This window comes from Vibrio sp. D420a, assembly GCF_030248625.1.
Lineage (GTDB): Bacteria > Pseudomonadota > Gammaproteobacteria > Enterobacterales > Vibrionaceae > Vibrio > Vibrio fortis_A.
Genome location: NZ_JAHGAN010000028.1, coordinates 106,185 through 131,149 on the forward strand (window position 1 = coordinate 106,185; position 24,965 = coordinate 131,149).

Annotated in this window: 23 protein-coding genes; 5 read left to right on the forward strand and 18 right to left on the reverse strand. The window is 44.5% G+C overall.

Annotation, left to right across the window (positions count from 1 at the left end; genetic code table 11):
* Nucleotides 1–16: 16 nt before the first annotated feature.
* The 13 genes from KI743_RS18130 to KI743_RS18190 all read right to left on the reverse strand — a co-directional run bounded on the left by KI743_RS18130 (nt 17) and on the right by KI743_RS18190 (nt 15,051).
* The gene (locus KI743_RS18130) at nt 17–1,474 is read right to left on the reverse strand and encodes a lipopolysaccharide biosynthesis protein (protein WP_285467597.1); all 1,458 of its coding nucleotides are present in this window, start codon (nt 1,472–1,474) and stop codon (nt 17–19) included.
* A complete protein-coding gene (locus tag KI743_RS18135; RefSeq protein ID WP_285467598.1) occupies nt 1,467–2,696 on the reverse strand; it encodes a glycosyltransferase family 4 protein in 1,230 nt (409 codons plus the stop codon). Before KI743_RS18135 ends, KI743_RS18130 begins: the two co-directional genes overlap by 8 nt.
* 23 nt (nt 2,697–2,719) lie before the next feature.
* Nucleotides 2,720–3,892 (reverse strand): glycosyltransferase family 4 protein, encoded by a 1,173-nt coding sequence (locus KI743_RS18140; protein ID WP_285467600.1) that lies wholly within the window; start codon nt 3,890–3,892, stop codon nt 2,720–2,722.
* Between the two features lie 255 nt (nt 3,893–4,147).
* Nucleotides 4,148–5,230: a glycosyltransferase family 4 protein gene (locus tag KI743_RS18145; RefSeq protein ID WP_285467602.1), complete on the reverse strand. Its 1,083-nt coding sequence runs from the start codon at nt 5,228–5,230 to the stop codon at nt 4,148–4,150.
* On the reverse strand, nt 5,211–6,698 hold the full coding sequence (locus tag KI743_RS18150; RefSeq protein ID WP_285467604.1) for a sigma-54 dependent transcriptional regulator: 1,488 nt from the start codon (nt 6,696–6,698) through the stop codon (nt 5,211–5,213). Before KI743_RS18150 ends, KI743_RS18145 begins: the two co-directional genes overlap by 20 nt.
* A 96-nt stretch (nt 6,699–6,794) precedes the next feature.
* Nucleotides 6,795–7,169, reverse strand: coding sequence for an Hpt domain-containing protein (locus KI743_RS18155; RefSeq protein WP_285467605.1), 375 nt, complete (start codon nt 7,167–7,169; stop codon nt 6,795–6,797).
* Between the two features lie 250 nt (nt 7,170–7,419).
* On the reverse strand, nt 7,420–8,646 hold the full coding sequence (locus KI743_RS18160) for a glycine betaine/L-proline ABC transporter ATP-binding protein (protein WP_285467607.1): 1,227 nt from the start codon (nt 8,644–8,646) through the stop codon (nt 7,420–7,422).
* Nucleotides 8,639–9,538 (reverse strand): proline/glycine betaine ABC transporter permease, encoded by a 900-nt coding sequence (locus KI743_RS18165; protein ID WP_032549001.1) that lies wholly within the window; start codon nt 9,536–9,538, stop codon nt 8,639–8,641. The genes KI743_RS18160 and KI743_RS18165 overlap by 8 nt, the downstream gene beginning before the upstream one ends.
* A gap of 123 nt (nt 9,539–9,661) precedes the next feature.
* Nucleotides 9,662–10,651 (reverse strand): ABC transporter substrate-binding protein, encoded by a 990-nt coding sequence (locus tag KI743_RS18170; protein WP_150894688.1) that lies wholly within the window; start codon nt 10,649–10,651, stop codon nt 9,662–9,664.
* 393 nt (nt 10,652–11,044) lie between these two features.
* Complete coding sequence (locus KI743_RS18175) at nt 11,045–11,734, reverse strand: CpsD/CapB family tyrosine-protein kinase (protein WP_150895951.1); 690 nt, start codon at nt 11,732–11,734, stop codon at nt 11,045–11,047.
* The gene (locus KI743_RS18180) at nt 11,734–13,809 is read right to left on the reverse strand and encodes an SLBB domain-containing protein (protein WP_373417846.1); all 2,076 of its coding nucleotides are present in this window, start codon (nt 13,807–13,809) and stop codon (nt 11,734–11,736) included. The genes KI743_RS18175 and KI743_RS18180 overlap by 1 nt, the downstream gene beginning before the upstream one ends.
* Before the next feature lie 20 nt (nt 13,810–13,829).
* Nucleotides 13,830–14,663, reverse strand: a complete 834-nt coding sequence (locus tag KI743_RS18185) for an OmpA family protein (protein WP_150872471.1) — start codon at nt 14,661–14,663, stop codon at nt 13,830–13,832.
* A gap of 58 nt (nt 14,664–14,721) precedes the next feature.
* Complete coding sequence (locus tag KI743_RS18190) at nt 14,722–15,051, reverse strand: STAS domain-containing protein (RefSeq protein ID WP_150872469.1); 330 nt, start codon at nt 15,049–15,051, stop codon at nt 14,722–14,724.
* Between the two features lie 312 nt (nt 15,052–15,363).
* On the opposite strand from KI743_RS18190, the gene KI743_RS18195 reads away from it, so the two are divergent.
* Nucleotides 15,364–16,206 carry a DNA ligase gene (locus KI743_RS18195; protein ID WP_285467611.1) on the forward strand — a complete coding sequence of 281 codons (843 nt, stop codon included), beginning with the start codon at nt 15,364–15,366 and terminating at the stop codon, nt 16,204–16,206.
* 53 nt (nt 16,207–16,259) lie between these two features.
* Here the strand turns inward: KI743_RS18195 and KI743_RS18200 are convergent, their stop codons facing one another.
* Nucleotides 16,260–17,630, reverse strand: a complete 1,371-nt coding sequence (locus tag KI743_RS18200; RefSeq protein ID WP_285467612.1) for an MATE family efflux transporter — start codon at nt 17,628–17,630, stop codon at nt 16,260–16,262.
* 161 nt (nt 17,631–17,791) lie between these two features.
* Between KI743_RS18200 and KI743_RS18205 the strand changes: the two genes are divergently transcribed.
* Nucleotides 17,792–18,403 (forward strand): riboflavin synthase subunit alpha, encoded by a 612-nt coding sequence (locus KI743_RS18205; RefSeq protein ID WP_285467613.1) that lies wholly within the window; start codon nt 17,792–17,794, stop codon nt 18,401–18,403.
* Between the two features lie 89 nt (nt 18,404–18,492).
* Here KI743_RS18205 and KI743_RS18210 read toward each other — a convergent pair whose 3' ends face one another.
* On the reverse strand, nt 18,493–18,696 hold the full coding sequence (locus tag KI743_RS18210) for a CPXCG motif-containing cysteine-rich protein (protein ID WP_084181786.1): 204 nt from the start codon (nt 18,694–18,696) through the stop codon (nt 18,493–18,495).
* Nucleotides 18,697–18,718: 22 nt separating this feature from the next.
* On the reverse strand, nt 18,719–19,585 hold the full coding sequence (locus KI743_RS18215; RefSeq protein ID WP_032549011.1) for a fructosamine kinase family protein: 867 nt from the start codon (nt 19,583–19,585) through the stop codon (nt 18,719–18,721).
* A gap of 506 nt (nt 19,586–20,091) precedes the next feature.
* Here KI743_RS18215 and KI743_RS18220 point away from each other — a divergent pair.
* A complete protein-coding gene (locus KI743_RS18220) occupies nt 20,092–20,436 on the forward strand; it encodes a DUF3802 family protein (protein WP_032549013.1) in 345 nt (114 codons plus the stop codon).
* Nucleotides 20,437–20,522: 86 nt separating this feature from the next.
* Here KI743_RS18220 and KI743_RS18225 read toward each other — a convergent pair whose 3' ends face one another.
* Nucleotides 20,523–21,005: a C40 family peptidase gene (locus KI743_RS18225; RefSeq protein ID WP_152468714.1), complete on the reverse strand. Its 483-nt coding sequence runs from the start codon at nt 21,003–21,005 to the stop codon at nt 20,523–20,525.
* 105 nt (nt 21,006–21,110) lie between these two features.
* Between KI743_RS18225 and KI743_RS18230 the strand changes: the two genes are divergently transcribed.
* Nucleotides 21,111–23,156, forward strand: coding sequence for a methyl-accepting chemotaxis protein (locus KI743_RS18230; protein ID WP_285467614.1), 2,046 nt, complete (start codon nt 21,111–21,113; stop codon nt 23,154–23,156).
* 84 nt (nt 23,157–23,240) lie between these two features.
* Here KI743_RS18230 and KI743_RS18235 read toward each other — a convergent pair whose 3' ends face one another.
* Nucleotides 23,241–24,032, reverse strand: a complete 792-nt coding sequence (locus KI743_RS18235; RefSeq protein WP_285467615.1) for a sterol desaturase family protein — start codon at nt 24,030–24,032, stop codon at nt 23,241–23,243.
* 74 nt (nt 24,033–24,106) lie between these two features.
* Here KI743_RS18235 and KI743_RS18240 point away from each other — a divergent pair, with 74 nt between their 5' ends.
* Nucleotides 24,107–24,847 (forward strand): tRNA-uridine aminocarboxypropyltransferase, encoded by a 741-nt coding sequence (locus tag KI743_RS18240; RefSeq protein ID WP_285467617.1) that lies wholly within the window; start codon nt 24,107–24,109, stop codon nt 24,845–24,847.
* Nucleotides 24,848–24,965: the final 118 nt, after the last annotated feature.

Here is a 24,965-nt window from a genome sequence, read left to right on the forward strand (position 1 = left end):
GTGCTGAAACAATGATCTAGCAAGGCTTGTGCCCAGCTAAGATTCCTAATTTGCCAATAAGCTTTTGTCCCAATGCTTGAACGTTATGCCTTACTGCTTCAATTCGATAAGCGGGCAGACAACATACCACTGGAGCAATGACTGCCATCGCTAGGCAGAACCAGACATTTTGTATAGAGAGTGCTAACAACAAACACAGTACTAGCACGTTAAATTCAAAGAGAAACAGCCCAAGCGAATAAGGTAGATGAGTTAGCCTTTGACTGTAGATAAACACAACGACAGCTTTAAACGCTTGAGCGATACATAAAGCGCCAATTATCCCCCAGACACCAAAGCCACTTAGTAACCACATCATGCACAGACCAATGAGAGTGGCGCTTACCGAAATCCATAGCTGTAATCTGGTGGCTTTGCGATGAAGAATGCCGATATTGAGCAGTTCCGCGACCTCCTTGAACCAAGAAAACAGCAACGTTCCCAATACAAGTTGAGCCGACAATAGATAGGTTTCTGGCAGTGCTAACAAGATGAAAGCTTTGGCTGCGAATGCGACGCCTACAGTGAGTAGAGTGATGTAGATAATTCCAAGCTGGGTAACCTCAACGGTTTTACGGCGACCTTGATTCGCTAGCGTATTGAAACGTTTTGGCATCCACCACATTCCAAAAGGCTGAACCAAGATACACATGGCAAACGAGAATTTAATCGCAATCGCATACTGTCCAAGGGTATCTAGGTTGGTGGAGTAGGCGACGAAGAATCTTTCTGCACCGTTTAAACCAAAACCGATTAAGCCAGTTAGCATCAGTGGCCAACCGTAACGAAGATACTCTCGAAATGCTGAGATGTTGGTAAATGTGAGCTTAAAGCGATTGATAAGCAGCAATGCACTGATTTGGAAAAGGTAGGTGACCACGCCGCACATTAAAATTTTCTCAACACTCGGGCTAGAAAATAGCACACCAAGAATTAAGCTGATTTGTAGTAGTGTTGAAGCGACACTGATTGCTAGAAACGTAAATGCTTTGTCCTGCATTCTCAGCCACGCGGTAGATAAACCGATAACACCTTCAAGAGAAGCACAAACTAAAATGAGATTGAGCTCAGTGCGGCTTGCAAAGGCAAATTGGTCGCCAAGGCCACTATTGATATAGCCAAAAAGAACAGCAGCCAGAATCAGAGAAACGACACAGGTGAGGGAAAAGATTTCACTCGCTTTCAAAAAACGTTTTTTAAAATCACTCTCTTCTCCAACAAAACGGTAAAGTGCCTCATGCAGAGCAAATGTCACAACAATCCCCGCTACCGCACCGATAGAGGCTAACAGGTCTAATCGACCAATTTGAGAAGGGGCAAGATAGTTGGCGATAATCGGCAACATAATTAGAGCCGCGCCTTTGCTTATGACCAATCCGATGCCGTAGGTCAGCATATTTATTAGCGGCGATGGCTGACGTAAAGACTTAATCATGAGATGTCTCCAACGAAGCCATTGCTGGTTTAGTCTCAGCTTGTCCGCGCATAGCAATACAAATCGAAGCGTAACAATGCTCCGCTCGATACTGTTTCGCTATATCTAAACTTGCCTGTGATAAACGTTGACGAAGCTGAGGGGCGTCAATCAACATTTGGACAGCTTCATACAACGATTGTGGATCTTGTGGAGCGAACTTTAGGCAATTGACATTATCTTCAAGGACTCGATCCCAATAAGCGCCATCGCTTGGAATAACGACGCACAGCCCAGCGGCTAGGCTCTCCAAAACAGACAAGCCAAACGGCTCGTTGATACTGGTAGACACAAAAATACCTGAACTTGCGCGGATTTGGTCAAGATTGTTAGGCGCATGGAACAGCTTAGTGTACGTACTTTTTGTCGGTAAACTGCTTACACCTAAATGTGTATTTTGCGGTGTGATATAGCAGATATTGGTATTCCAGGGCGTTGTCTGATTAGCAATGTTCAATGCTTCATTGAGTGTCTCTAATCCTTTCCATTTAAGTAGAGAAGCAGCCCAAAAAACGTCATTTGATGTTCCTGTGCTTTGAGTTGGCCAATTCGCTTGGGTCAAACCATTAGTAAAAGATCCAAATCTAGCGCTCTCAAGAACAGCACGAGTCATGATCTCAGCTTGTTCAGAGTCATGAGCCTTAGAAAAGTAGCAGCTAAGAGCATTGCGTATTGAATCGATGCTTGAAGATAGATAAAAGACCGAATCAGCGCGAGTAAAGCAATGACCTATAGAACGGGAAAGTCCAACAGGACCATGAACCAACTGTATGATTGGCATTCTCCAAAGCCATTTGACGATGTAGAGCGCCATATCGATCCCTGGGTTTGAGGCACCAAGGGTATAACTGATACGTGGTAGACGAATAAATGTGACCATCAGGATCAAGGCTAATACTAACTGAGCAACCCAGTAGCGAAGCCCTTGAGGTACCGTAAGAAAACCCCAGTTGGGGAGAGTGATAATTCTCGCGTTAAGCTTGGTTACTGCCGTTCCCCAAGATTTAGGATCAGCGGTAACAATTGTAAAACTAACATTGTCATCAGCTTGCTTTTCAATTGACTCGTGAGTGGTCATCAACATTTCGAGTGTAGCTATTTTAGAGCCGCCTGCAAAAGGAATTGGATCGTAAATTAAGCCGTGTGTTGCTTTGTCGTTGGCTTTTCGGGTCTTAGTATTCATCGTATGTCTCCAACCTGTTAACGTTAATGAAATGCCCAGCGGACAAGCGGCTTTAAGCCATTGAGTAGGGAAGATGAGTTATTTTTGCGGATAACTTTGCTGTATAGACGTTCAAATTGTTGTGTATTTGCTTCAACGGTGAGTTTGGAGTGCGATAAATGATATAGCTGAGTCGATAGGTCAGTACGTAAAGCCGCGTCTGACATTAATCGAGTCATCTGGTGGCACATTTCGTAAATTGGATTGCTTGGATCGAATAAGAGGCCAGTGCGATTGTGATGGATGAATTCAGGAATACCGCCAACCCTTGGTGCGATAACAGGAAGCTTAGCTAATCCAGCTTCCGCGAGTACTAATCCAAAGGCTTCATAACGAGCACCGCTAATGAATGCATCTACGTTGCTGCAAAGCCAATCTGCTACATCTTCTCTTTCGCCAACAAAATGGACCTTACAGCCTAGGTCTAATTCGTTCACGAGCGCGACTAGGTTGTCTCTGTCTTCACCATCACCAATCACAATAAGATGTGCATCTTTCTCGCTCTGAATTCGATTCAGCGATTGGATAATCAAATCGACGCCTTTTCTAACAATCAGAGAGCCAACGGTAATGAATACAAAGCTTGATTGTGGAATGTTGAGTTCTGCTCGCACGTCTATATTTGTGGTTCGATATTGGACAACGCCATTATGAATGACATACAGCTGATCTTGTGGGTAGCCATCATCAAGAAGGCCCTTACTAATATCATGACTTACACAGGCGATGTTTGGAGAAAGGTGCAAACCTAAAGTAAAGCGATCTCGAAGTTGATAGTCACTGTGAAGTTGCGTTACGACAGGGATGCCACATAACTTGGCGGCGATACACATCCATTGGCATGGAGCGCCACTATTGATGTGAACAATGTCGATATTGTGTTGCTTGATAAGGGAGACAGCTTGCTTTAATTGCACGCCCCACTGGTAAAGGTTGAACCTTGGTGCGCTCCAGCCTAGCAGCAGTTTAAAGGGGGTATAAACGGTTGGGATGCACTGCTTCTTGAAGTGATCTGCTAACGGTTCACAATTGCTCCAAACGACGGGGCTAAACTTGGCCTTATTCAAGCTCGCAATCAAATTGATTAAACATGCTTCGCTTCCACGAATCCAGTTATCACCGTAATGTACAAAGAGTATGTTCTTGTAATTATTCATCGCTAAGCCTCACTCTACCAATTTAAAGACGTTGTCCCTCTGCGGGAAAAATTGTTTGTATAGAGTGAACATAGCAAGCGGAGTGCCAGTATGATTTTTACTTTAAGTGATTGATTTTTAAAGGCTGGTTGTTGGGGTTATCGAGCAAGTGTCAATTTGAGAATCAGATTGATGAGTGATTTCTGGATAAGAGAATCGTGTTCTATTTTGAGAAAGTGAGCTGTTTAGTCGACAATGATAATCTCATTTTGAGAATTAGAGTCCGTAGCACGCTAGTAGCTGCGGGATGACAGCTTGCGGTGAGTATGTCTTGTTAATGGTTTCTATCGCTTGTTGGCTGAGCGTTGTTCTTTCATTTTGAGAGAGAGATAACCAATTATTTACGCATGCTTCGAGTTCCTTTGGAGCATTCGCCAAATAGCCATTCTCCGTGTGATTTATGAGTTGAGGTAAGTTACCTACAGCGGTCGCAATGACAGGAATACCGAGTGACATTGCTTCTAGCGCAGCCATTGGTAGACCTTCATATCGCGATGGGATAACCAATACATCGATACTCTGCCAGACCTTTTTCATATTTTGCTGGTGACCATGAAAGGTACAGTTATCAGCTTTGCGTGATTCCAATTGTTCGCGTTCAGGACCATCTCCAAACAGGTAGAATTGGTGTTCAGGAAACTGAATAGCTAAATCTATAAATCGGTCGGCTGCCTTTTCGTGACTTAACCGACCCACGAAACCAAATCGATATGAGCTAGAGTTAAACTCAGGAGAAGGTTGATTTTCCGGCATACTCACAAAATTATTGAGCATTGTCGTTGCGCTGGGGATTTTTTCCTTAATCTTATTACTCACCACTAATGAGTGGCTAGATAGGAAGCTTGTGTATCGGTCGAGTGCGTCATAGATCCAGACGCGGCCCCTTGGTGTTTCTCCTGCGTGATAAGTCGATACTTGGTAAAGGGAAAGGCGAGGGTAAAGCAGCTTTGTAAGTTTGCCAATGATACTGGATTTGTAACCGTGACAATGCAGCAGCCTTGGTTGGTAAGTTTCGATTGCATGACTAAGCTGAGTCACTGATGAACCGTCAGTCGTCGTTAAATCCTGCAGAAATGAGAAACTGAGTCCCGTTTGCTTAAGGCGTTCAATAATGGGAGGTGTCGGAGAGTAGCGGGTGAGTAAGATAATGCGTACCTGTCGTTGATGCGCTTTCAGTCCTTTAGCTAACTCCAAAACATGAGTTTCGATACCGCCGAAGGTTTGGCTGTCAAGCAACAGCCAAATCTCATTTGGTACAGTCTCTGACTTTTGAGAGTGCTTAGGCTTGGTTATACTCATCTTCAGCTTCCCATGCCTGCTTCTTACGATACACCGTGGAAGGGCTAAGCTCTAACAGCACTGCAGCATTCAACACGTTACCATCACAGTGGTTGATTGCATTTTGAATCGCTTCTCGTTCAATCTTCCACATTGGGCGAATGCTGCCATCACCATTGGTAAGAGCGGGGCCGCTACTCTCAGTTGCTGCCTCCATTTGCTCTGGAGTCAATGGGGCAGGCTTGGAAGCCGATTCTGCTACGGTTTCTTGAACAGGTTCGACGCGCTTAATAGGCGTTACGACCTTGCTTCGGCCTCCCGCACCATTAATCGGCGCAGGGATCATCTCTTTGGTCACACTGGTTTCGTTATTAAGGACCACAATGTTGCGAATAATGTTCTGAAGTTGGCGGACATTACCCGGCCAAGGATAGTTCTTAAGTAAAACCTGAGCTTCTTTATCTATCGACTTAAATTTCTTGCCGTCCTGTTTAGCGTAGATTTTCAGGAAGTGCTTGCACAGCGTGACAATGTCACTAGCACGTTCTCGCAAAGGTGGCATCTCAATTGGCACAACATGAACACGGTAGTAAAGATCTTCTCTAAAACGACCTTCTTCAACCTCTAACAGCGGATCACGGTTAGTCGCACAAATGATTCGCACATCTACTTTAACTTCGCGAGTCGCCCCTAGTGGGGTAAATGTACCTGTTTGTAAGAATCGCAAAAGCTTCTTCTGCATTTCGAGTTCCATTTCACAGAGCTCGTCGAGAAATAGAGTACCGCCATGCGCTTGCATCGCAGCGCCTTTTCGATCTGTTGTTGCGCCAGTAAATGCCCCTTTAACGTGACCGAAGATTTCACTTTCCATCAGATCTCGGGGAATTGCACCGCAGTTGATCGCAACAAATGGCTTGTCGCGACGCTGGCTCTCTTTATGAATGGCTTCGGCACACACCTCTTTACCAGTACCGCTCTCACCATTAATGAACACACTAGCAGTGGTTGGAGCTACCGAGTCGATCGTTTTATATACGGCTTGCATCGGTAGACATGAGCCAATAAAGCCTTGGAAGGCCTCGCGGTCAAACTTGCTCTTAATGTTTTCCACTAAGTTCTCTAGTTTCGCGCGTTTAAGGTGCAGCTGTACCGAGGTTTTCAGGCGTTCGGCTTGGATTGGCTTCTCAAGAAAGTCTTCCGCGCCACGCTGAATTAGGCTAACGGCAATGTCTACTGAACCATGAGCGGTAGCAATAATTACAGCCGTTGGAACTTCATTTTCTGTAATCCAATCTAGTACCTCTTCACCCGACATATCAGGTAGTTTAAGGTCAAGGATAACCAGTTGCGGCGTGTGACGCTCGATAAAGGTTTTGGCTTCTGCTCCCGTCTCGACGTGAAAAATGTCATAGGGCTCATCTTTTACATACTGTTTGTATAAAACAGCTAATGAAGTGGAGTCTTCAACTAACAATACTTTAGGGCGCATTGTGTTATTCCTTTTGAATCTTGTCCTAACCAAACGTCAATCTTTGCGTTCTGTACTTAATGTCGTTTTGTATCTTCTTAATCAGACATTGGTTTTTTAGCCGAAACCGAGTTCTTTTCGCGCTATCAGCGCCTCTATCGAATTGTCCGCTAAAGCAAGAAGTTCATCGACGCGTGTGAATGCGAGCTCTGTTTGTTTCTCTAGGCATTGGCGTTCGATGTCGCGAGCTAATGTTGATAAAGCTCTGTTGCCTAAAGCGAGCGATGTGCTGCCTAGAGTGTGGACTTCAAACTCGAGAACTTCGCCATCTTGGGATTGAGCCGCTTGTTTAATTGCGTCAATGCGCGTTTTTGACTCTTCCACATAATGATCGATAAGAATAGGGATGACCTCCGCACTGGTATCTACAATCATCTGCTGCAGAATAGACTCATCGACAAGGTCTTGGTTTTCAGTGTTAGTAACTGTCATCGTAAATAGATCCATCTATTGATTTCGGTAAACATTCGAAGGATACGCAAAGGTAACATCAACGAATGATGTGTAACGCAATTGGATATTTAAGTATTAGACATTTTTTAGAACAATTTCAACTGCTTGAATATGGAAGATCGCAAAAATGCCAAGCAAGGTGGGTTCTGGGAGGGAATGGGTAAAAATGCAGCAAAGAAAAGTCGCCCGATGACGTTCAAGATACGTACAGCGGGCGATAGTTACAGGTTTAAGACGCTTTATCAATCACGGGCTTTGGGTCAGTTTCAGTTTCCCCTGGCTCTGCAAAAATGTCCGCTACAGCGCTTCGCTCTAGCTCGCCTTTTAAGTTGCCTTCTTCATCGACTACAGGCAGTGAGTATTCGCACGACATGGTATCTTGCAGAATCTCTTCAATGACCGCATCAGGATTGACCGCAGGTACTTCTTCGTAGATGTCATCACTAAAGTCACTCACAGTTTTATCTTCAACGGCATCTTGGAGGCTCTCTTTCGTCACCAGACCTTGATAGCCATCATCCGTTACGTGGTAAGCGTAGTCATGCTTCAACATCTTCATTTGAGCAAGTGCACCTTCAATCGTTTCTGATGTGATGCGATACAGAGGTGGCTGCATAACCGTTTCTACGGTAAGTGCGCGGGCACGGTTTACATCCTTAACAAATGCTTCAACGTAATCGTCTGCTGGGTGTAGAAGGATTTCATGCGGAGTTCCTTGCTGAACTAACTCGCCATCTTTAAGGATCGCGATTCGGTCCCCAAGTCGCAGAGCTTCGTCAAGGTCGTGGGTGATGAAGATAATGGTTTTATGAAGCTTCTCTTGTAGCTCAATCAGTTGATCCTGCATTTCACTACGAATCAATGGGTCGAGCGCTGAGAAAGCCTCATCCATCAATAAGATTTCAGCATCGGTGCAGAGTGCGCGTGACAAACCGACACGTTGTTGTTGTCCACCGGACAATTGAGCAGGGTATTGGTGCTCATAACCTTTAAGTCCAACCGTATCTAGCCATTCAGACGCTTTGGCTAAACGTTTGTCCTTTTTAATGCCCTGAACCTCAAGCCCGTAAGCCACATTCTCAACTACGGTTCTATGAGGCATTAAGCCAAAGCGTTGAAATACCATCGACATCTTGTGACGGCGAAACTCTTCGAGCTCTTTGGTGTTGAGGTTCATGACATCGGTGCCTTCGACGGTGATTTTACCCTCGGTAGGCTCAATCAAGCGATTGAAGTGGCGAATCAACGTCGATTTACCAGAGCCCGACAGTCCCATGATTACGAATATTTCGCCACGATTGATTTCTAGATTTATCTCTTTGAGGCCAACGGTATGGCCCGTATCTGCGAGAATTTGGTCTTTGTTTTGACCATTATGAATACGCTCAATCACCGACTTTGGCTTAGGGCCGAAGACTTTATACAGTCCACTAATTTCAATCAGAGGCTTAGTCATGCTTAAACCCTCCTAAATGTGCGTTGGTTCTTTTTGCGTAGGCTTGCGATGCTCGGTCAAATAGGATCGCTAATGCCACAATAGCGAAGCCATTCAAAAGGCCTAAAGTGAAGTATTGGTTAGTAATCGACTTCAGTACCGGTTGTCCCAAGCCTTTTACACCAATCATAGATGCGATAACCACCATAGACAAAGCCATCATGATGGTCTGGTTGATACCTGCCATAATGGTTGGCATAGCTAAGGGAAGCTGAACACCCCAAAGACGCTGCTTCTTGTTTGCGCCAAAAGCAGTTGCTGCTTCAAGCACCTCTTTATCTACTAGGCGAATCCCCAGGTTAGTTAAACGAATAACCGGTGGGATTGCGTAGATAACAACCGCGATAAGTCCCGGGATCTTACCGATGCCCAGCAGCATTACTACTGGAATCAAATACACGAACGCGGGCATGGTTTGCATTATATCGAGTAGCGGAGTAACCATGGATTGAACACGATTGGAGCGCGCCATCGCAATCCCAATGGGTATGCCTAAACATATCGAAACCAAAGTACAAACGGTAATAATACTTAGGGTGCGCATGGTGTCTTCCCACATCCCAAAGTAACCAATAAGAAGCAAAGAACCGACACAACCTAGCGCAAGTTTCCACGATCGGCTTGCTGCATACACAAGAGCAGTACAGACAGCGAGAACGATAAGCCAAGGTGTTGAGATGAGGAGTTTTTCAAACCAGACGAGGAAGGAGAGAAGAGGATCAAAGAAAGATTCAATCAATTCGCCATATTCACGAGAAAAATCTCGGTAGGCGCCGTCTAGTGTTTTCTTAATTGCTCGTAAGTCTGAGCGTTCCATTTCAGGAAAACTGGAGAACCAGCTATTGTCAGCCATTTTATATCCTTATATTCCGAAGCGGCTGATAAACTCAACCGCTTCGAATGCTGAATAACATCAAGTATAGCGACGTTATAATGTGTGATTTTAACGCGTTATAAACAGTAAACCATTAACTGTTTACAGCTCTGCTTCCACTTTCTTTGCAACTTCTTGAGATACCCATGGGTGCCAGATATCAGGATATTCGCTTAGGAAATGCAGCATCGCTTCTTCACCATCGGCTTGGTTATCTTCCATCCAAGCTAACAGAGCGTTCATTTTGTCGTTAGTAAAACCACGCTTAGTGAAGTAGTCGTAGGCTTCAGGCGCACGACTCGCAAAGCTTTCTGTTGTGATGGTATGTACTGGAGAAGGTGGGTACATAGTCGCTTTAGGCGCTTCACACTCTTCTTGAGTCGTACAGTTCACGAACTCGTCTTTATCGACGCCACTGCCAAAATCAACTTTAACCATGTCGTATTTACCTAGCACAGCCGTAGGTGCCCAGTAATAACCAAACCACGCTTCTTCACGCTCATAGGCTTTGGCGATAGCCCCAGAGAGACCCGCACTAGAGCCTGGATCGACAATGCTAAAGCCACTCTCTTCGAGTTCTAGTGCATTGAAAAGGTTGCCTGCACTGATTTGGCAGTTCCAACCTGCAGGGCAGCTGTAAAATGCGGATGTATCTGGATCTTCCGGATGTTTGAATAGTTTGGCGTGTTTACGAACACCTTCAATGGTTGCAATTTCAGGATATTGGCTCACTAAGTATTTAGGTACCCAAAAACCCTCTTCACCACCGTTGACGAGCGCTTTACCAGCGTAACGTAATCGTTTCTCTTCAACGCCTTTATCTAGCGCTGTTTTTAAACTGTTGCTCCAAAGTTCAGGGGCTACGTCAGGTTGGCCTTTCTCAATCATTGAGGTGCCGGTTGGCATAGTATCACCGGGAATAAGTTCTGCGTCACAACCATAACCGTGCTCTAGGATAAACCTATCGATATTGGCGATGAGTGTCGCTGAGTTCCAGTTCATGTCGGCGATTGTTACGCTACCACATTCACCAGCGTTAGCGTTACTGGCTGCGGCGACTAACAAAAACATGGAGCTTAACTTGTATTTCATATTGAGGTTCCTTTCTCATTAAAGTTTGTAACTCGCACAAAAAGAACACAAAGATCGTGTTTGGCTGTGGACTTACTCTGAGTGGTGTTGATGTGACGAGTCATATCCTTTGGTCGTCTCACGGGCTGGTTCCTTTCGATTTCCGAGGGAACAGATTAATGCAGCAAGAGTGGTACCCAGTATTTATGACGAATCAACAAAAATTGACCACTTTTTATAAGTTTAGGGAATATCTGGATAAATTCCATGTTGGATCTGATTTGATTTAAGCATTGCCAATGCAAGTCACATTATGAGGGATTAGCATGGTGTTTTTATTGGTATTTTCATTGAAATGTAGTGATTTTCTGTGAAATTAATCGATTTGAAATAAAATCACTACATTCATTAAGGCTAAATTGGCAGGTTTAGGAACTCATTTTGAGAAAGTTTGTTGCACAGGGATGAACGCAGTTTAGAAGGAATGAACTTCATTTTGTTTAATTGACGTGCAATCTCTTGAGTGAAACTTGGCGCGTGTTTCATGTTCATGATTGCACCAGACAATAGAATACCGTCTGTCGATAAAAGCTGTTTTGCTTGCTCAAGCTGGCTGGTCGTTGTCTCACCATAAGCGAGGACAAGTAGTGTTGAGTCGCACGCATTAGCGACGGACTGTGCAGGGATATTACCTTTGTTGACTTGCAAGAGTGGAGAGGTGTCTATCACTACACGGTCATATTGAGTTAGCCATTGGGCGACCGTCTTTTTGAGCATGGTTGGGTCTTTAAAGGCTAACTGAGCAGACGCTTCACGTGGTGCAGGTACACCAACAAACAGTCGCTTAGATTCTTTATGTTCGATTAGTTGACCTTGTTGTTCGAGGTTAACCAGTTCCAAGTCGTGAAATGCTGGATTAAACAGATTCAAATCGACATACAGGGTTGAGTGACCCGCAAGCATGCAGCGCTCAGCAAAGGCGGAAGCAATCGAAGTGACGCCGTCACCACTTTGACACGCAGTAATGCATGTTGAACGGTGTCCATTGAGCTCCGATGTTAAGTAGAGCTTCTCGACTTCGGCTTGTGTGGCTGAAATAGTCATCATAATGCTCCAATTAATACGATAGTAGTGGTTAGACGTAGTATGTCATCTAGGGTGACGCGTGCTTTTTCAATAAAGCTCTCACTACGGTCTGGAATGTAAATCGTATCACCAGCGCGAAGAACGGGTAGGTGATAGATGTTCGCTGTCTTGCTGAACTTAATCAGGTCGAATGTACGTGCTTGGCCCTGACAGCAAGACATGTTTACGACAGTAATCTTCTCTAAGTAAGCGTTCTCTGTTGGTCCAGCAGCTTCAGCTAGCAGGTCGAGAATCGTCATATTGTCATTGAACACGTAACGACCCGGCTTGTTGACGGCACCCAGCACACGTACCGTGGACTCTTTTGACGTATCCAACCAGTTTTTATCCTTCTCTGGAATGTAAATCGTGTCACCAGTGGTTACGCGAGGCAGAATAGACTCATCACCAGTTTCAAAGTAAAGCGATAGGTTCAGCTTACTTACTTTCGCGTAGGGTCTGTCTCTATGAGTCACGCGGATATTGTGAATGTCAGCGTCTTTTGTTGGACCATCTGCTGCAGACAAGATATCTAAGAAGTGCATATCTTTAGTGAAGCGGTAACGACCCGGCGCATTAACCTGACCGAATACATAGATTGATGCATCTGAACTTTGGCGAACCCATTGCGATTTGTTGTCAGATGGGTCTTGCGGTAAGTCATGGATACGTACAATGGCGCCAGCACGAATGAAAGGTAGGTCTTCACGTGGCGCACCGTTTTTGATGTAAGCATCCAAATCGAAAACCGTAAGCTTGCGTCCGTTTACGACTTCAATTTTGGTCGTATCTGCACGAAGAGTTGGGCCGCCTACGTGGGCAAGAAGATCCATAAGATCCATTTCGTCAGACCATTCGATGCGTCCTGGGCGAACCACTTCACCAATCACATTCACAGCGCGGTCTGGTGAAATCTTAAGCCAAGACTTTTCATTCATGTCGGTTTTTTCTGGGACAAAGATAGCATCGCCAGGTTGGATCGCTGGTGGCTTCACTCCGCGTAATCCTTCTGTGTAAGCGGTTAAATCAAATTTAAGGACCTGACCACTGGCTTTGATAACTCGAATCTGACGCGACTCGGCAAATCGAGTTGGGCCACCAGCATTCGCCAGAATGTCCATAAAGGTCGCACCTTTTTTACCGTCGTACGCGCCAGGTTCAGCAACTTCACCCATGACGTACACAGTATTTGCACCCGATTTGATCTCTACTTCTTGTTTAGGGACAAAGATAGTTGAGCCTGGACGCAGTACTGGAAGAAGCGAATTATCACCGGTGTCTAGGTAACGTTTTAGATTGAAAAGCGTCGGGGTGTTGTTCGAGATAACGCGAATCTGTTCAACACCAGCGTAACGTGTTACGCCACCTGAACGCATAATCACATCAACAAGGTCGGTATTTTCTTTATAAGCAAAAGAACCTGGCGCGTTAACCTCACCGAATACTTTGATTGAGTTACGAGAGTCGGCGCTATCACCCGAGTTAGCAAGTTTGGCTGCATCAAATTCTTGCTCGATATTACCGACAAGTGGGGATGCAGGAACAAAGATAGAATCAAGTGATTGCAGTTCAGGCAGCTGAGAATCATCACCTGAATCTAAAAAGCGTTTATAGTTGAACTCCTTTCGATCAGCGCCGCGTTTAAGAATTAACTTATCTAATTGCGCACCCGCTCTTAAACCTCCAGCGGCGTAAAGCGCCATTTGAACGCTTGAGCCTAGCGACAATGTGTATTCACCTGGCTGTTCAACATAACCTTGTACTGAAATTAGAATCTGTTGTTCTTTGATAAATACGGTAGCCGTTGATAAATCGCGGTAGGTCGTGCTCAATGCATCGATAACCACTTTTTGTAGTTGTTCGTTATCGTAACCCGCAACAAATACTGCACCCACCTCAGGTAGAGTAATACGGCCGCGTTTGTCGACTTGAAAACCTCGATTCAAGGTCTCTTCACCGGGTACGTTAACTTGGATGAGGTCACCAACTTGGACAGCATCGCTGAATTCGTCCTCAGCAAATACTGGTGAAAAAGCAAGAGTTAAAAAGCTCATTAGAGTGATGATTAGAGTTTTCATAGCGAACCTCCCATCATTTCTGCGTTGTCAGGAGAGACAATCTCAATGCTCACTCGACGATTAGTCAAACGAGTCCCAGCAGACTCACCTTCGAAAAGAGGTACGGTTTCACCAACAGATACTGTTTTGATGCGAGTTGGGCTTAAACCAAAAATAGTAAGGTAACGTTCCACTTGTTTAGCGCGGCCTAGCGCTAATTTGTCGTTGTACTCTTCGGTACCCGTAGCATCAGCGTGGCCGGTTACGATCAAATCTAACGTAGGATGATCCTTTAAGATGGTGCTCGCTTCAGCTAAGTGCCCCATGTACTTCGGGTTTACCTCGGTAGAGTTATGGGCAAATTGGTTGTCGACATTCAGTAGGTCGTAAAGTTGTTCGATAATCGACAGTTGTAATCTGAATTGGGATTCATTCTTAGGCGGTGCGCAACGAGCCTGCGACGTTACATAGTCGAGACGTGTTTCTAAATCGTTGAGACGTTTACGTTGAATCACCAGGTCATTGGCTGCGTCCAGAAGAAGACCACCTTGAAGCTCACGTGCGATACGGTTTTGTTTCTCTATTGCCTGTACAACTGCTGCAGGGAAGCACCAGCGAGCCCCTTCCTGGATAAGAGAATCCAAATGAAGTTTCGCTAACTGCCAGTCAAATCTTAATCCATGTTCAGGGCCGAGTGGCTCATCAGGCATTACTGGTGAAAAATCAGAATTCTGATAATTGATTGAATCGTAACTTTCTGCCAAGCCTCCTGTGCCATGTTCTGGATAGCTGCTGCAACCCACAACAAGGGCAGACAGGGGTAGGGCTATGTAATGAGTCCATTTTTTCATGCCAACGTCCTTTGAATTTTTTTATTATAGTTATGTACATCTTTAGCTTAGTGGAACTTTATGAATTCGCAGCCTTTTTTGAGTTAACAGGGATAGCATGGCCAATGCGAAGTAGGTTCATGATTTCCAGAGGTTGACCAGAAACATTTTCTAAACGCATATTGCGTTCACGTTCCGTCAGACGTTTGAACATGTACACGATGGCACCTACGCCTGACGAGTCTAGAAACTGCACTTGACTGAAATCGATTTCTACCTCAGGGTGAAGGTCGTTTGTAATCACATCATCAATGTCTGGTTGTACTTTGCGACTGCCTGAAGCATCGAGGTCGCCGAAGATTGAAAGAGTTAGCGTTGAATTGTTTAGCTCAATTTTACGTAGTTCCATGATGTCTCTCCTTGAAGCTGTTACTTTTTTTTCAGTTTCCTTCTACAGTGCAGACTCTGTGCCAATTTTATTTTATTTAATTTTCAATTGCTTACTGTTTGTTTAGCCACTTTCTCAGAATAGGAAAAGACGTTTTCTCAATATGAGAATGAAAAAGAGTGGGCTTCATGGGGTCAACAACACATACGAAATGAAAATGAAACGACGGTAATCATAGTTTTGGTGAGTGTGTCGCATCAGGACAATACAGGCGATGAAACTTATTTAAGTACGTTCTTAAATAAAAGCATGACGTTCAATCATGGAATGATGATGACATTAAACAAATTGACCATTGCTACCTTATTGGCCTTTTCAGCCCCGACTAACGCAAACATCCAACCGACCTATCAGGTCATGCTCGCTAACCATTACGATCAACACATTGATATCAACGAGTACTGGCAAAGCGAAAAGCTTGATGGTGTAAGAGCTATTTGGGATGGGGAGCACCTCTATACTCGTAACGGTAATCGTATTTACGCACCAGCTTGGTTTACAGACCCATTACCCCCGATACGTTTAGAAGGAGAACTTTGGGCCGGAAGAGATCGCTTCCACATAGTTCAGTCAACCGTTCTCGATACCACACCTATAGATAAAGCATGGAGTCAAATCGAATTTATGCTGTTTGATATGCCCGGTGCCGCCGGCGACTATCAAAAGCGTTACTACAACATTATTGACTGGGTGAAACGGATCAACCGAAAACACATTCACTATGTAGAGCATTACCCAATCGAGAGCGAAGCCGCTCTTTACATCCAGCTGGATAATATTGATAACGAAAAGGGCGAAGGAATCATGCTGCGAAAAATCACCAGCCGTTATCAAGCTGGACGCAGTAACGATCTACTCAAATTGAAACGACACCATGACGCAGAAGCGATTGTCGTTGGTTACAAGGGGGGAACGGGTAAATATTCGGGAATGATGGGCTCATTATTAGTTCATACCGAGAAAGGCGTGCAATTCTATATTGGTACTGGGTTCACCGATGAGATGCGGTTAGATCCGCCACAAATCGGCAGTCGAATAACGTTCCGCTACAATGGATACACACAATATGGTAAGCCTAAATTTGCCCGTTTTATTAGAGAAAAAGACGGATACTAAAAGAGCCCTTGATACGGGGCTCTTTGTCGTCATGATGAATAGGCTTCTGGAACTTAGCGCTCGCTGAAGGCCAGCTGAACGGTGTCGTCTTGTTTATGCATCCAGCGCAGTCTCAAACCAAGCAATAGAGCAGCGGAAGAGAGGCCAACAATGAAGCCCGTCCAAAAACCGTGAGCCCCCATTGGCTCAACAACCCAATCCGTCATACCTAGAATGTAACCAAGTGGCAAACCTAAAATCCAATACGCGATGAAAGTACGATTGAAGATAGAACGCATATCTTTGTAGCCACGCAGTGCACCCGCTGCGATAACTTGAATCGCATCTGTACACTGGTATACCGCTGCAAACAGTAGCAATTGCATCGCAATGGTAATAACCGCTTGGTTTTCAGTATAAAGAAGGGCGATCTGTTCACGGAACACAACAGTAATGAATGCTGTCGCTAGAGACATCGCTAAGCCAACTAAGATACCAACATGGGTCGCGATTTTTGCGCCTTCCGTGTTGTTTTCACCAAGCTTGTGACCAACACGAATACTAACAGCCGCACCAACACTCATTGGTAACATGAACACCAAAGAAGAGAAGTTGATGGCAACTTGGTGAGCCGCAACAATCATAGGACCCAATGGCGCAACCAACAGCGCTACAACAGCAAACAGCGTTACTTCAAAAAACAGAGCTGCTGCGACAGGAAACCCAAGTTTAAATAGGCGTACCTGAGCTTTTAACTGCGGCTTATGGAATTGACCGAATAGGTTAATCTTAGCGAGGCGCTTTGATGTCATCACATAACCAAGAAGTAGAGCGAACATCACCCAATAGACAATGGCCGTTGCTACACCACAACCAACACCACCCAGTGCAGGGGCACCCAGTTTGCCGTACACAAACATCCAGTTAAGAGGGATGTTGAGTAACAAACCGATAAAACCGATTACCATCGCAGGCTTGGTTAGCGACATACCATCTGTGAAACTGCGAAGCGTCTGAAACAACAGAAACGCAGGAACGGCATACATTACAGCATGCATATAGCCATTAGTTTTTGCTGCCATCAGCGGCTCGACATCCATCAAATTGAGAATGCCTTGGGTTTGAAACAGCACCCCAACAATTGGTATTGAGATAAGTAGGGCCATTACAGCGCCTTGCTGAATCTCAAAAGAGATCTTTTCTTGGCGACATGAACCATTAAGCTGTGCAACCACAGGAACCAGAGCCATCAACAAACCGACACCGAACAGAATAGAGGGCAGCCAGATACTGGCAGCGATAGATACCGCAGCCATATCAATGGCACTAACACCACCGGCCATCACAGTATCGACAAAGCCCATACCGGTTTGGGCAACAGAGGCTATGAGTACCGGTGTCGCGAGTTTTATTAAGTTTGATGCTTCTGTTTTGTAACGATGCACAAAGAACTCCAGCTAGAAGATAATAAGATTAGATACTTAGGGATGGACATTCAGAATGAATCAGAGATACTGACCGTAATGCGCCACTGGGCGAATAATAAAGAAATGTCACTACAACTGCTATGAAAAACTGTGACGTGACGACACAAAACGGGAATATTATGTTTACAGGTATCGTGCAAGGTATGGCGACCTTAGTTGCTATAGAAAAGAAAGAGATGTTCCAAACTCATGTTATTGAGCTGAGTGATGACATGGTCGAAGGCCTGACAATTGGTGCTTCTGTAGCTCACAACGGGTGCTGTTTAACGGTAACGGAGATCAACGGAACTCGAATCTCTTTTGATTTGATGCAAGCAACGTTAAGGCTAACCAACCTTGGCCGTTTAAAGGAAGGCGACTTGGTTAACGTTGAGCGCGCTGCAAAGTTCGGTGATGAGATTGGCGGCCACAGCATGTCTGGACACATCACTCTAGTCGCAGACATCGTTGATGTGATTAAGACAGAAAACAACCGCACAATTTGGTTTGAGCTGCCTCAAGAATCAATGAAGTACGTATTGAGTAAAGGTTACATCGGTATTGATGGCTGCTCACTCACCATTGGTGAAGTTGAAGAGAATCGTTTCTCAGTGCATCTCATTCCAGAAACACTCAATTGCACCCTGTTTGGTAGCCGAGAAGTAGGCGACCAAGTAAACATTGAGTTTGACCTACAGACGCAAGCCATTGTTGACACGGTAGAGCGTGTATTGGCGAATCAAAACAAATAAATTAGCCGTACGGGCAACAATAATATAATCAAAAAGAGCACGTCATTACGTGCTCTTTGTTTTAGTAAGCTCAGTAGCCTTATGGTGGACTAAAATACTTGTTCGTCGTCGGCATCAATAGATAAATTGATTGTGTTCCTTACTTCATCGACTTGCATGTCGAGATGAATCGCATTGCAACAGGCAGGGCAGTCATCATAAAAGTCTTGGCTTCCATTTGAAGCATCAAGTGTGATTCCAATAGAGTGTCCGCAGTGTGGACAAGACACGTACTTTTCAGTGTAGTTGTTCATGATCGAATCTCCTCACAGCAACTTAAACAGCCAGAATCTTCTGAACATGTGCTTCCGTTTGTTCTAGATAACTACCGCCAAACTGATTGCAATGATTGAGAAGATGGTACAAGTTATAAATGTCTTTTCGAATATTATAGTCGACGTCGAGCGGAGCGACGCTTTGATAGCCTTGATAAAACTCTTCAGGAAAACCACCAAACAATTCCGACATCGCAATATCACACTCGCGGTCGCCCCAGTAACATGCAGGGTCGTAGCAGATAGGGCCAAATGCAGATGTCGCTACATTACCGTGCCAAAGGTCACCATGCAGTAGAGAAGGCGTTGGATTGTGGCCAGCTAACTTAGTGTTTACGACATCAACAATCTCATCAATATCCCCAAACTCAATGCCTTTCTCTTTAAGGAGTTGCAACTGGAATCCAATGCGTTGCTCCGAGAAAAAGCGTCCCCACTTTTTATGCCAAGGGTTGGGCTGAAGCGTGCTGCCGATATAATTATCTTGGTCGTAACCAAACTCTTTTTGTTCGCCCCAAAGATGGAGCTTGGCGAGTGCAACACCAAAATCAAATCCGTTGTTGCCGGTATCAAGTGGTTTGGTCGGTAAGTAATTGAGAATAATAAAAGAGCTTTCTTTAGTAGTACCTATCAGCACCAGTTCTGGCACGTAAACGGTAGAGGTATTTCGCAACAATCGTAGGTTTTCAGCTTCAATTTCGAACTTATTAATAAACTCTCTTTGGTTCACTTTAACGAAGTAACGTTCATTACCATCAGTAATCATGTAGCAATCGTTAATCTCACCACCTGATACCTTTACGCGCTCGGTAATTGGGAAGTTAAAAAGAAGGGTGTCTGAAAGTTGTTGAGAAATGGCCTGCCACATAGGAAATCCTCAAAGAACGTGGGTATACGCAATAGTTTAGGATAAATTTCCACTATTTATAGACGTATGCGTCAATGTTCTTAGTTGTTATTTGCTCTTAAGCCAAGCAATTACGAGAATTGTGACCTTTAGCCCCAATCTTAAACATCGTTCTATAACGGCGACAATGGAATCAATCTCACAATTGAGACAACCTATAAACCAGATTGCTGTTAAAGCTCGAATCATTTGTGTAAATCAATTTGTAATTTAAAAAACTATGTTTTAATGAGTCAAGTCGCGATAAAAGACGAACGTTTGGTTTAATCTGTGAAAGTACACTGTACTTTACTCACAACGTAAACCCGGAAGTTACTACTTCTGAGTTAATTTTGAGCATTTAGACGCAAGGTTGAGCGATTTATTAGCAAATCAAACAATTAGTTAATGACAATACTGAGAGTTCGCCTAGTATTGTAGGTTATCGTTGTGACGAATTTACCATTGAGCTTAAACGGAGAAGTATTGTGGTTGTAGAAACCGATGGTTATTTAGCTTTGATTGAACACTTGTCGTTTAATTTGGACGTATTTACAAGTGACAAAGGTGATACAGGCTCAGAGAGTGTTGAAGATATCGTAACTGACATGATTTCAACGAATATCATGGCGATTTTTGAACAAAATCCTGAGATGCACTCCAGTGTTCGATTCCAGTTGCTGAAAGAAGCGGATGCCGTTGTTGCCGACCTAGGTGAAGTGTTAGCGGGTGTTTGGGCTAAGAAAGCAACCAATGAACAAATTGTTTTTCTAGACGAGTATATCGCTCTTGTGAAAAACCTATTTGATACGGCAGTTGCTACGTACGACTAAAACGAAACTCGACTCACTCAGAGCAATTGGCGGATAGTTCAATTGACGTTCGCCAATACCCATTCCTCATACTCTGCCTGACCAGGTTAGAGTCTTCTAAAGTGCCAAAATGCTGAAGCCCAGTAAGGGTTATCCAATCTTGAAATAATCACGCCCTTAGACGTCGAAGCATGTAAGAACTGTTTGTTGCCCAGATAAACGCCTACGTGTCTTACCTTTGGTGACGTTTTGAAAAACACCAAATCACCACTCTTAGCTTGCTCGTAAGCTATCTCAACTCCTTGTTTACTTTGATCTAGCGTTGTTCTTGGTAATGCCTGTTGGGTTGCATTGAGTACCGCAACCTGAACGAATGCCGAACAATCTATACCGTTATAAGACGTGCCGCCAAAGCGATAGGGAACACCTTGCCACTCTTTGTAAACACTCATGTACGCTTGAGTCGTTTGTTTCTCTTGTGGTGAAAGTGTTTGATTGTTAGGCGCAGGATCGTTGAAATCAGGCGACGAAGAGCATCCTACGACACCTATTATTGCGACTGATAATATAACTCTTTGAATTAATTGCAATCTGTAACTCTTCTGAAAAGTTTATGAAATATAAGTGTCATAAATGAAACTTAGTATACCGGGCTTAGAAAGGATGCCACACACCGTACCTAAATCGGAACAACAATGCCTGATAAAAATGTAACTAATCAACCCGCTCGTTTTACTTTTTCTCTCATACAAACCGTCAGCAGTATCTTCTGCGTAATCTTACTGCTTGTTGTCTTTCTATCTATGGTAAGCATAAAAGGGGTCGAGCGAGTTGGCGGCTACTTTGATACGCTTTCTGAACAAGTATTACCGCTTGCACTCAATAATGCCAAGCTGACACAAAATGTACTAGAGCAAGTTAAATTATTGGGTTACAGCACTCAGTCTTCTGACCCAACACAGCTCAATTCAACCAAATCGTCAATTCAAACACTCTCCGATGACTCAAACGCTATGTTGCAAGAGTTGTTGTTAATCACGGAACATTTTCCTGAAGCTATCTCACCACAGGAAAAAGAGCAGCTTCTCTCAGACATGACGAAACTGCAAGCCATGACATCCCATGTCTTAACCATGCAGATCGACATTCAAGCCAAACAGAGTGTCATCAATAAGCAAGTTGAGCCATTTCGTTATGGTGTAAGCTCTGCAGGGCCAGAAATGAGCCGCATTAGCTCTTTCTTAGCAGAAGGTAACCCTGAGTCAACGGACGCTGCGAACCGTTTTGTGTCGAGTGTAAGCGCGATGGAAAGTTCATTCTTGATGTTGATGATGCACGAAGAGATGGATAAAGCAGAATCGGAGTATCGACAGTTACGTAACCGCTTGGCGGGCATGAACCTCGCTTATGATGACTTTTCTGAGTGGCATCCAGATGTGAAAGACTTCACCAGCCTTGTCGCCGCTTATCAGATGGTATCTGAAGGCTTTGAAGAGCAGGGAATCATCAAAAATATACTTACTAGACTCGCCTTGGTAGAAGATCAAAAGCAAGAACTTGCTCAAGTGATGGCGACTGCAAACCGAGTGATTATAAGTCTCAACACCTTGTCTGAAGAGGCATCAAACCTGATCGATGAGAGCGAGTCGGTGGTAAATAGCACGATCAGTAACATTGATAGAGTGCTACTTATTAGCGGTACAGTAATCACTATGATCATTTTGATTTCTGGGTTCGTGCTTCAACGTTGGGTTAGCAAAGGGCTTAAGAATATTAAGCAGCACTTGGCGCTATTGGCTGAACATGATTTTTCAAAGAAGTCGGAGCCTAAAGGTCCATACGAACTGCAAGTTATTACCACAAAGCTCAACATTGTAGTTGAATCAACGGCGGAGTCGGTCAGTTCGGTGACTCGTAACTGCGAAACCCTCTATCAAACTGCCGAGGTAAGTCATGATGCAGCAGAACAAACCAACCAAAGTTTGAACGCGCAAAATGAGTCATTGCAAAATATGATTACGACGATCACTCAATTAGAGGCATCGATCAGCGAAATTGCGCGTATATCGAATGCGTCAAACGACGACGCGCAATTGGCTGAGACCGAATCTGTGAATGGCAGCCAAGTGGTCGGTCTGAACCAACAGCGATTGCATGCGCTCGAGAAGACACTCAGTGTCAATGAAGAGTCGATGGATGAACTCGATGGTCGCGTAAAGCAGATCCGCGAAATGGTGGATATGATCAGCGGCATTGCCGAGAACACAAATTTACTGGCACTCAATGCAGCGATTGAAGCAGCAAGAGCCGGTGAGCAAGGTCGAGGCTTCGCGGTAGTCGCAGATGAAGTTCGTAAACTAGCGAGTGGTACTTCCCAGCAAACGACCAACATCCGCAGTATGATGACGGAGCTAATCGCTGCCGCTGATCGTTCTAAGGAGTCTGTGATTGAATCACGTAGTGAAATGGCCAACGCACTTCAAACGAGCAGTGATGTTAAGCAAGCATTCGAGAAGATTGAGGTCGCTGTTGCTCAAATCAAAGGACGTGTTGAGCAAATCATGGTGGCGACAGAAGAGCAGGCGCGTGCAACGGTTGATGTGACACAATCCATTACACGAGTCTCTGAGCAAGGTGAAAACACCAAGATGCAACTGGAGTCGATGATCGAAAGTTCAGAGCAGGTTGCAGATATCGCGGGGCACCAACAAGCGATGCTGCATAAGTATGTTTTGAGTTAAAGCCTTTCGAGTAAGTTAAATAGAAAAAGGACCGACTATCGATATGATAATCGGTCCCTTTGGTATGTTGGACTCGTTAAATACTTAGTTCTGTTTGATGAAGGGCTGGCGCAACATTTTATCCAATCGTTGCTCTTTACCGTCTTGGATTTCAGGAACGCCTATTTGCACTTTATCGTGTCCAAGTTGGGGCTGTGCGCGATAGGTTTTAAACCATCTATCCCAGACTGATAGGAAGAAACCGAAATTAGAGTGGGTCTCTTTAACAATCACAGAGTGGTGCACGCGATGCATGTCTGGAGTCACTATCCATTTGCGTAAAACTTTGTCTATCGCCAGCGGTAGTTTGGCATTGCTGTGGTTAAACATAGCACTTGCATTCAAGACGATTTCAAAGATAACAACTGCCAGCGCAGGCACACCGAGTAACATCACCAAGCTGATTTTAATCAACATTGATAGAATCATCTCAATTGGGTGAAATCGTGTTCCTGTGGTGACGTCAATATCCAAATCAGCATGATGAACACGGTGCAAACGCCATAGTATTGGGATTCGATGAAATACCAGATGTTGAAGGTAAATAGCGCAGTCCAACAATAAAACGCACAGTATCACGACCAAAGACGCTGGAAGCGAAATCTGGTTGAACAGGCCCCACTGGTTTTGTTCGGCAATGAGCGCAGATTGGAACGCAGCAATGGGAATCAAAGTGGCGAGTAACACACTATTGAGCGCCACTAGAGCAAAATTGTTACTCCAGCGGAACCATTTGCTCTGGGTAAGCTGCTTACGTGGAGAATACGCTTCCCATAAAGCACAGCCGACAAAAGCGGTGACAAAGCAGGCAAGGCGAAGCAAAGAGGGGTCTTGCATAGGAATTCCTTCTATCATTATCCATTCACTCTAAGTACAATCGCACCACTTTTCTAGAGCTATCGTTAAACACCATGAGAATTCACGCTTTTCACCACCTTTATCAACATCGTTTGTCCCTCTCTACTCGACCTTTTAAAGCACGAGGTTGTAAGGTGGTTCGCTGCGAATATTGTAAGATCGAACAAGGTCACTGTATCTGTGACCATCAGCCTGATATTGAAACCAATGTCGCGACTATGTTGATCTTATCCGATAACGAAGTTCTTAAACCGAGCAATACGGGTCGACTAATCGTAGACACCGTCAAAGACAGCCACGTCTACCTTTGGAACAGAACCGAGCCAAATCCAGAGATGCTTGCTGTCTTAAAAGACGAAAAATACCAACCGGTAATTGTATTCCCTGAAGACTATACGGACGACAAGAACCGAGTGGTTCAAGATCTTCCAGCAATGCGTGATCCAAATAAAACACTGCTGTTGATCTTTATTGATGGCAGCTGGCGCGAAGCTCGTCGTATTTTCCGCCGCTCAGAGTATCTGCAGCACCTACCTGTGTTATCTATTGAGCCAGAATCGGTATCGCAATACATGATGCGCAAGTCGGAAAACGAGCAGCATTTATCAACGGCAGAGGTAGCGAGCTTGGTATTGAAGCAAGCTGGTGAAGAGCAGGGCGCAAAGACACTACAAATGTGGTTTGAAGCGTTTAGAGAGAGCTACATGCTAAGTAAAACCCGCTACAAGTCGGACCAAACAAAACCTAGCTTAAATGCTTATATCGATTATTGTGAAAGTGAGACGTCGCTCTAAGCCTGACACCGCATGTGCTGACAACTTGTTCAAACGGACCCAATCAGAGAATAAGTTTGTCATCTATCACGGTTTGTAGGGGGAGTGTTATGGATAATAACCCGCAGTGACTTTTTTA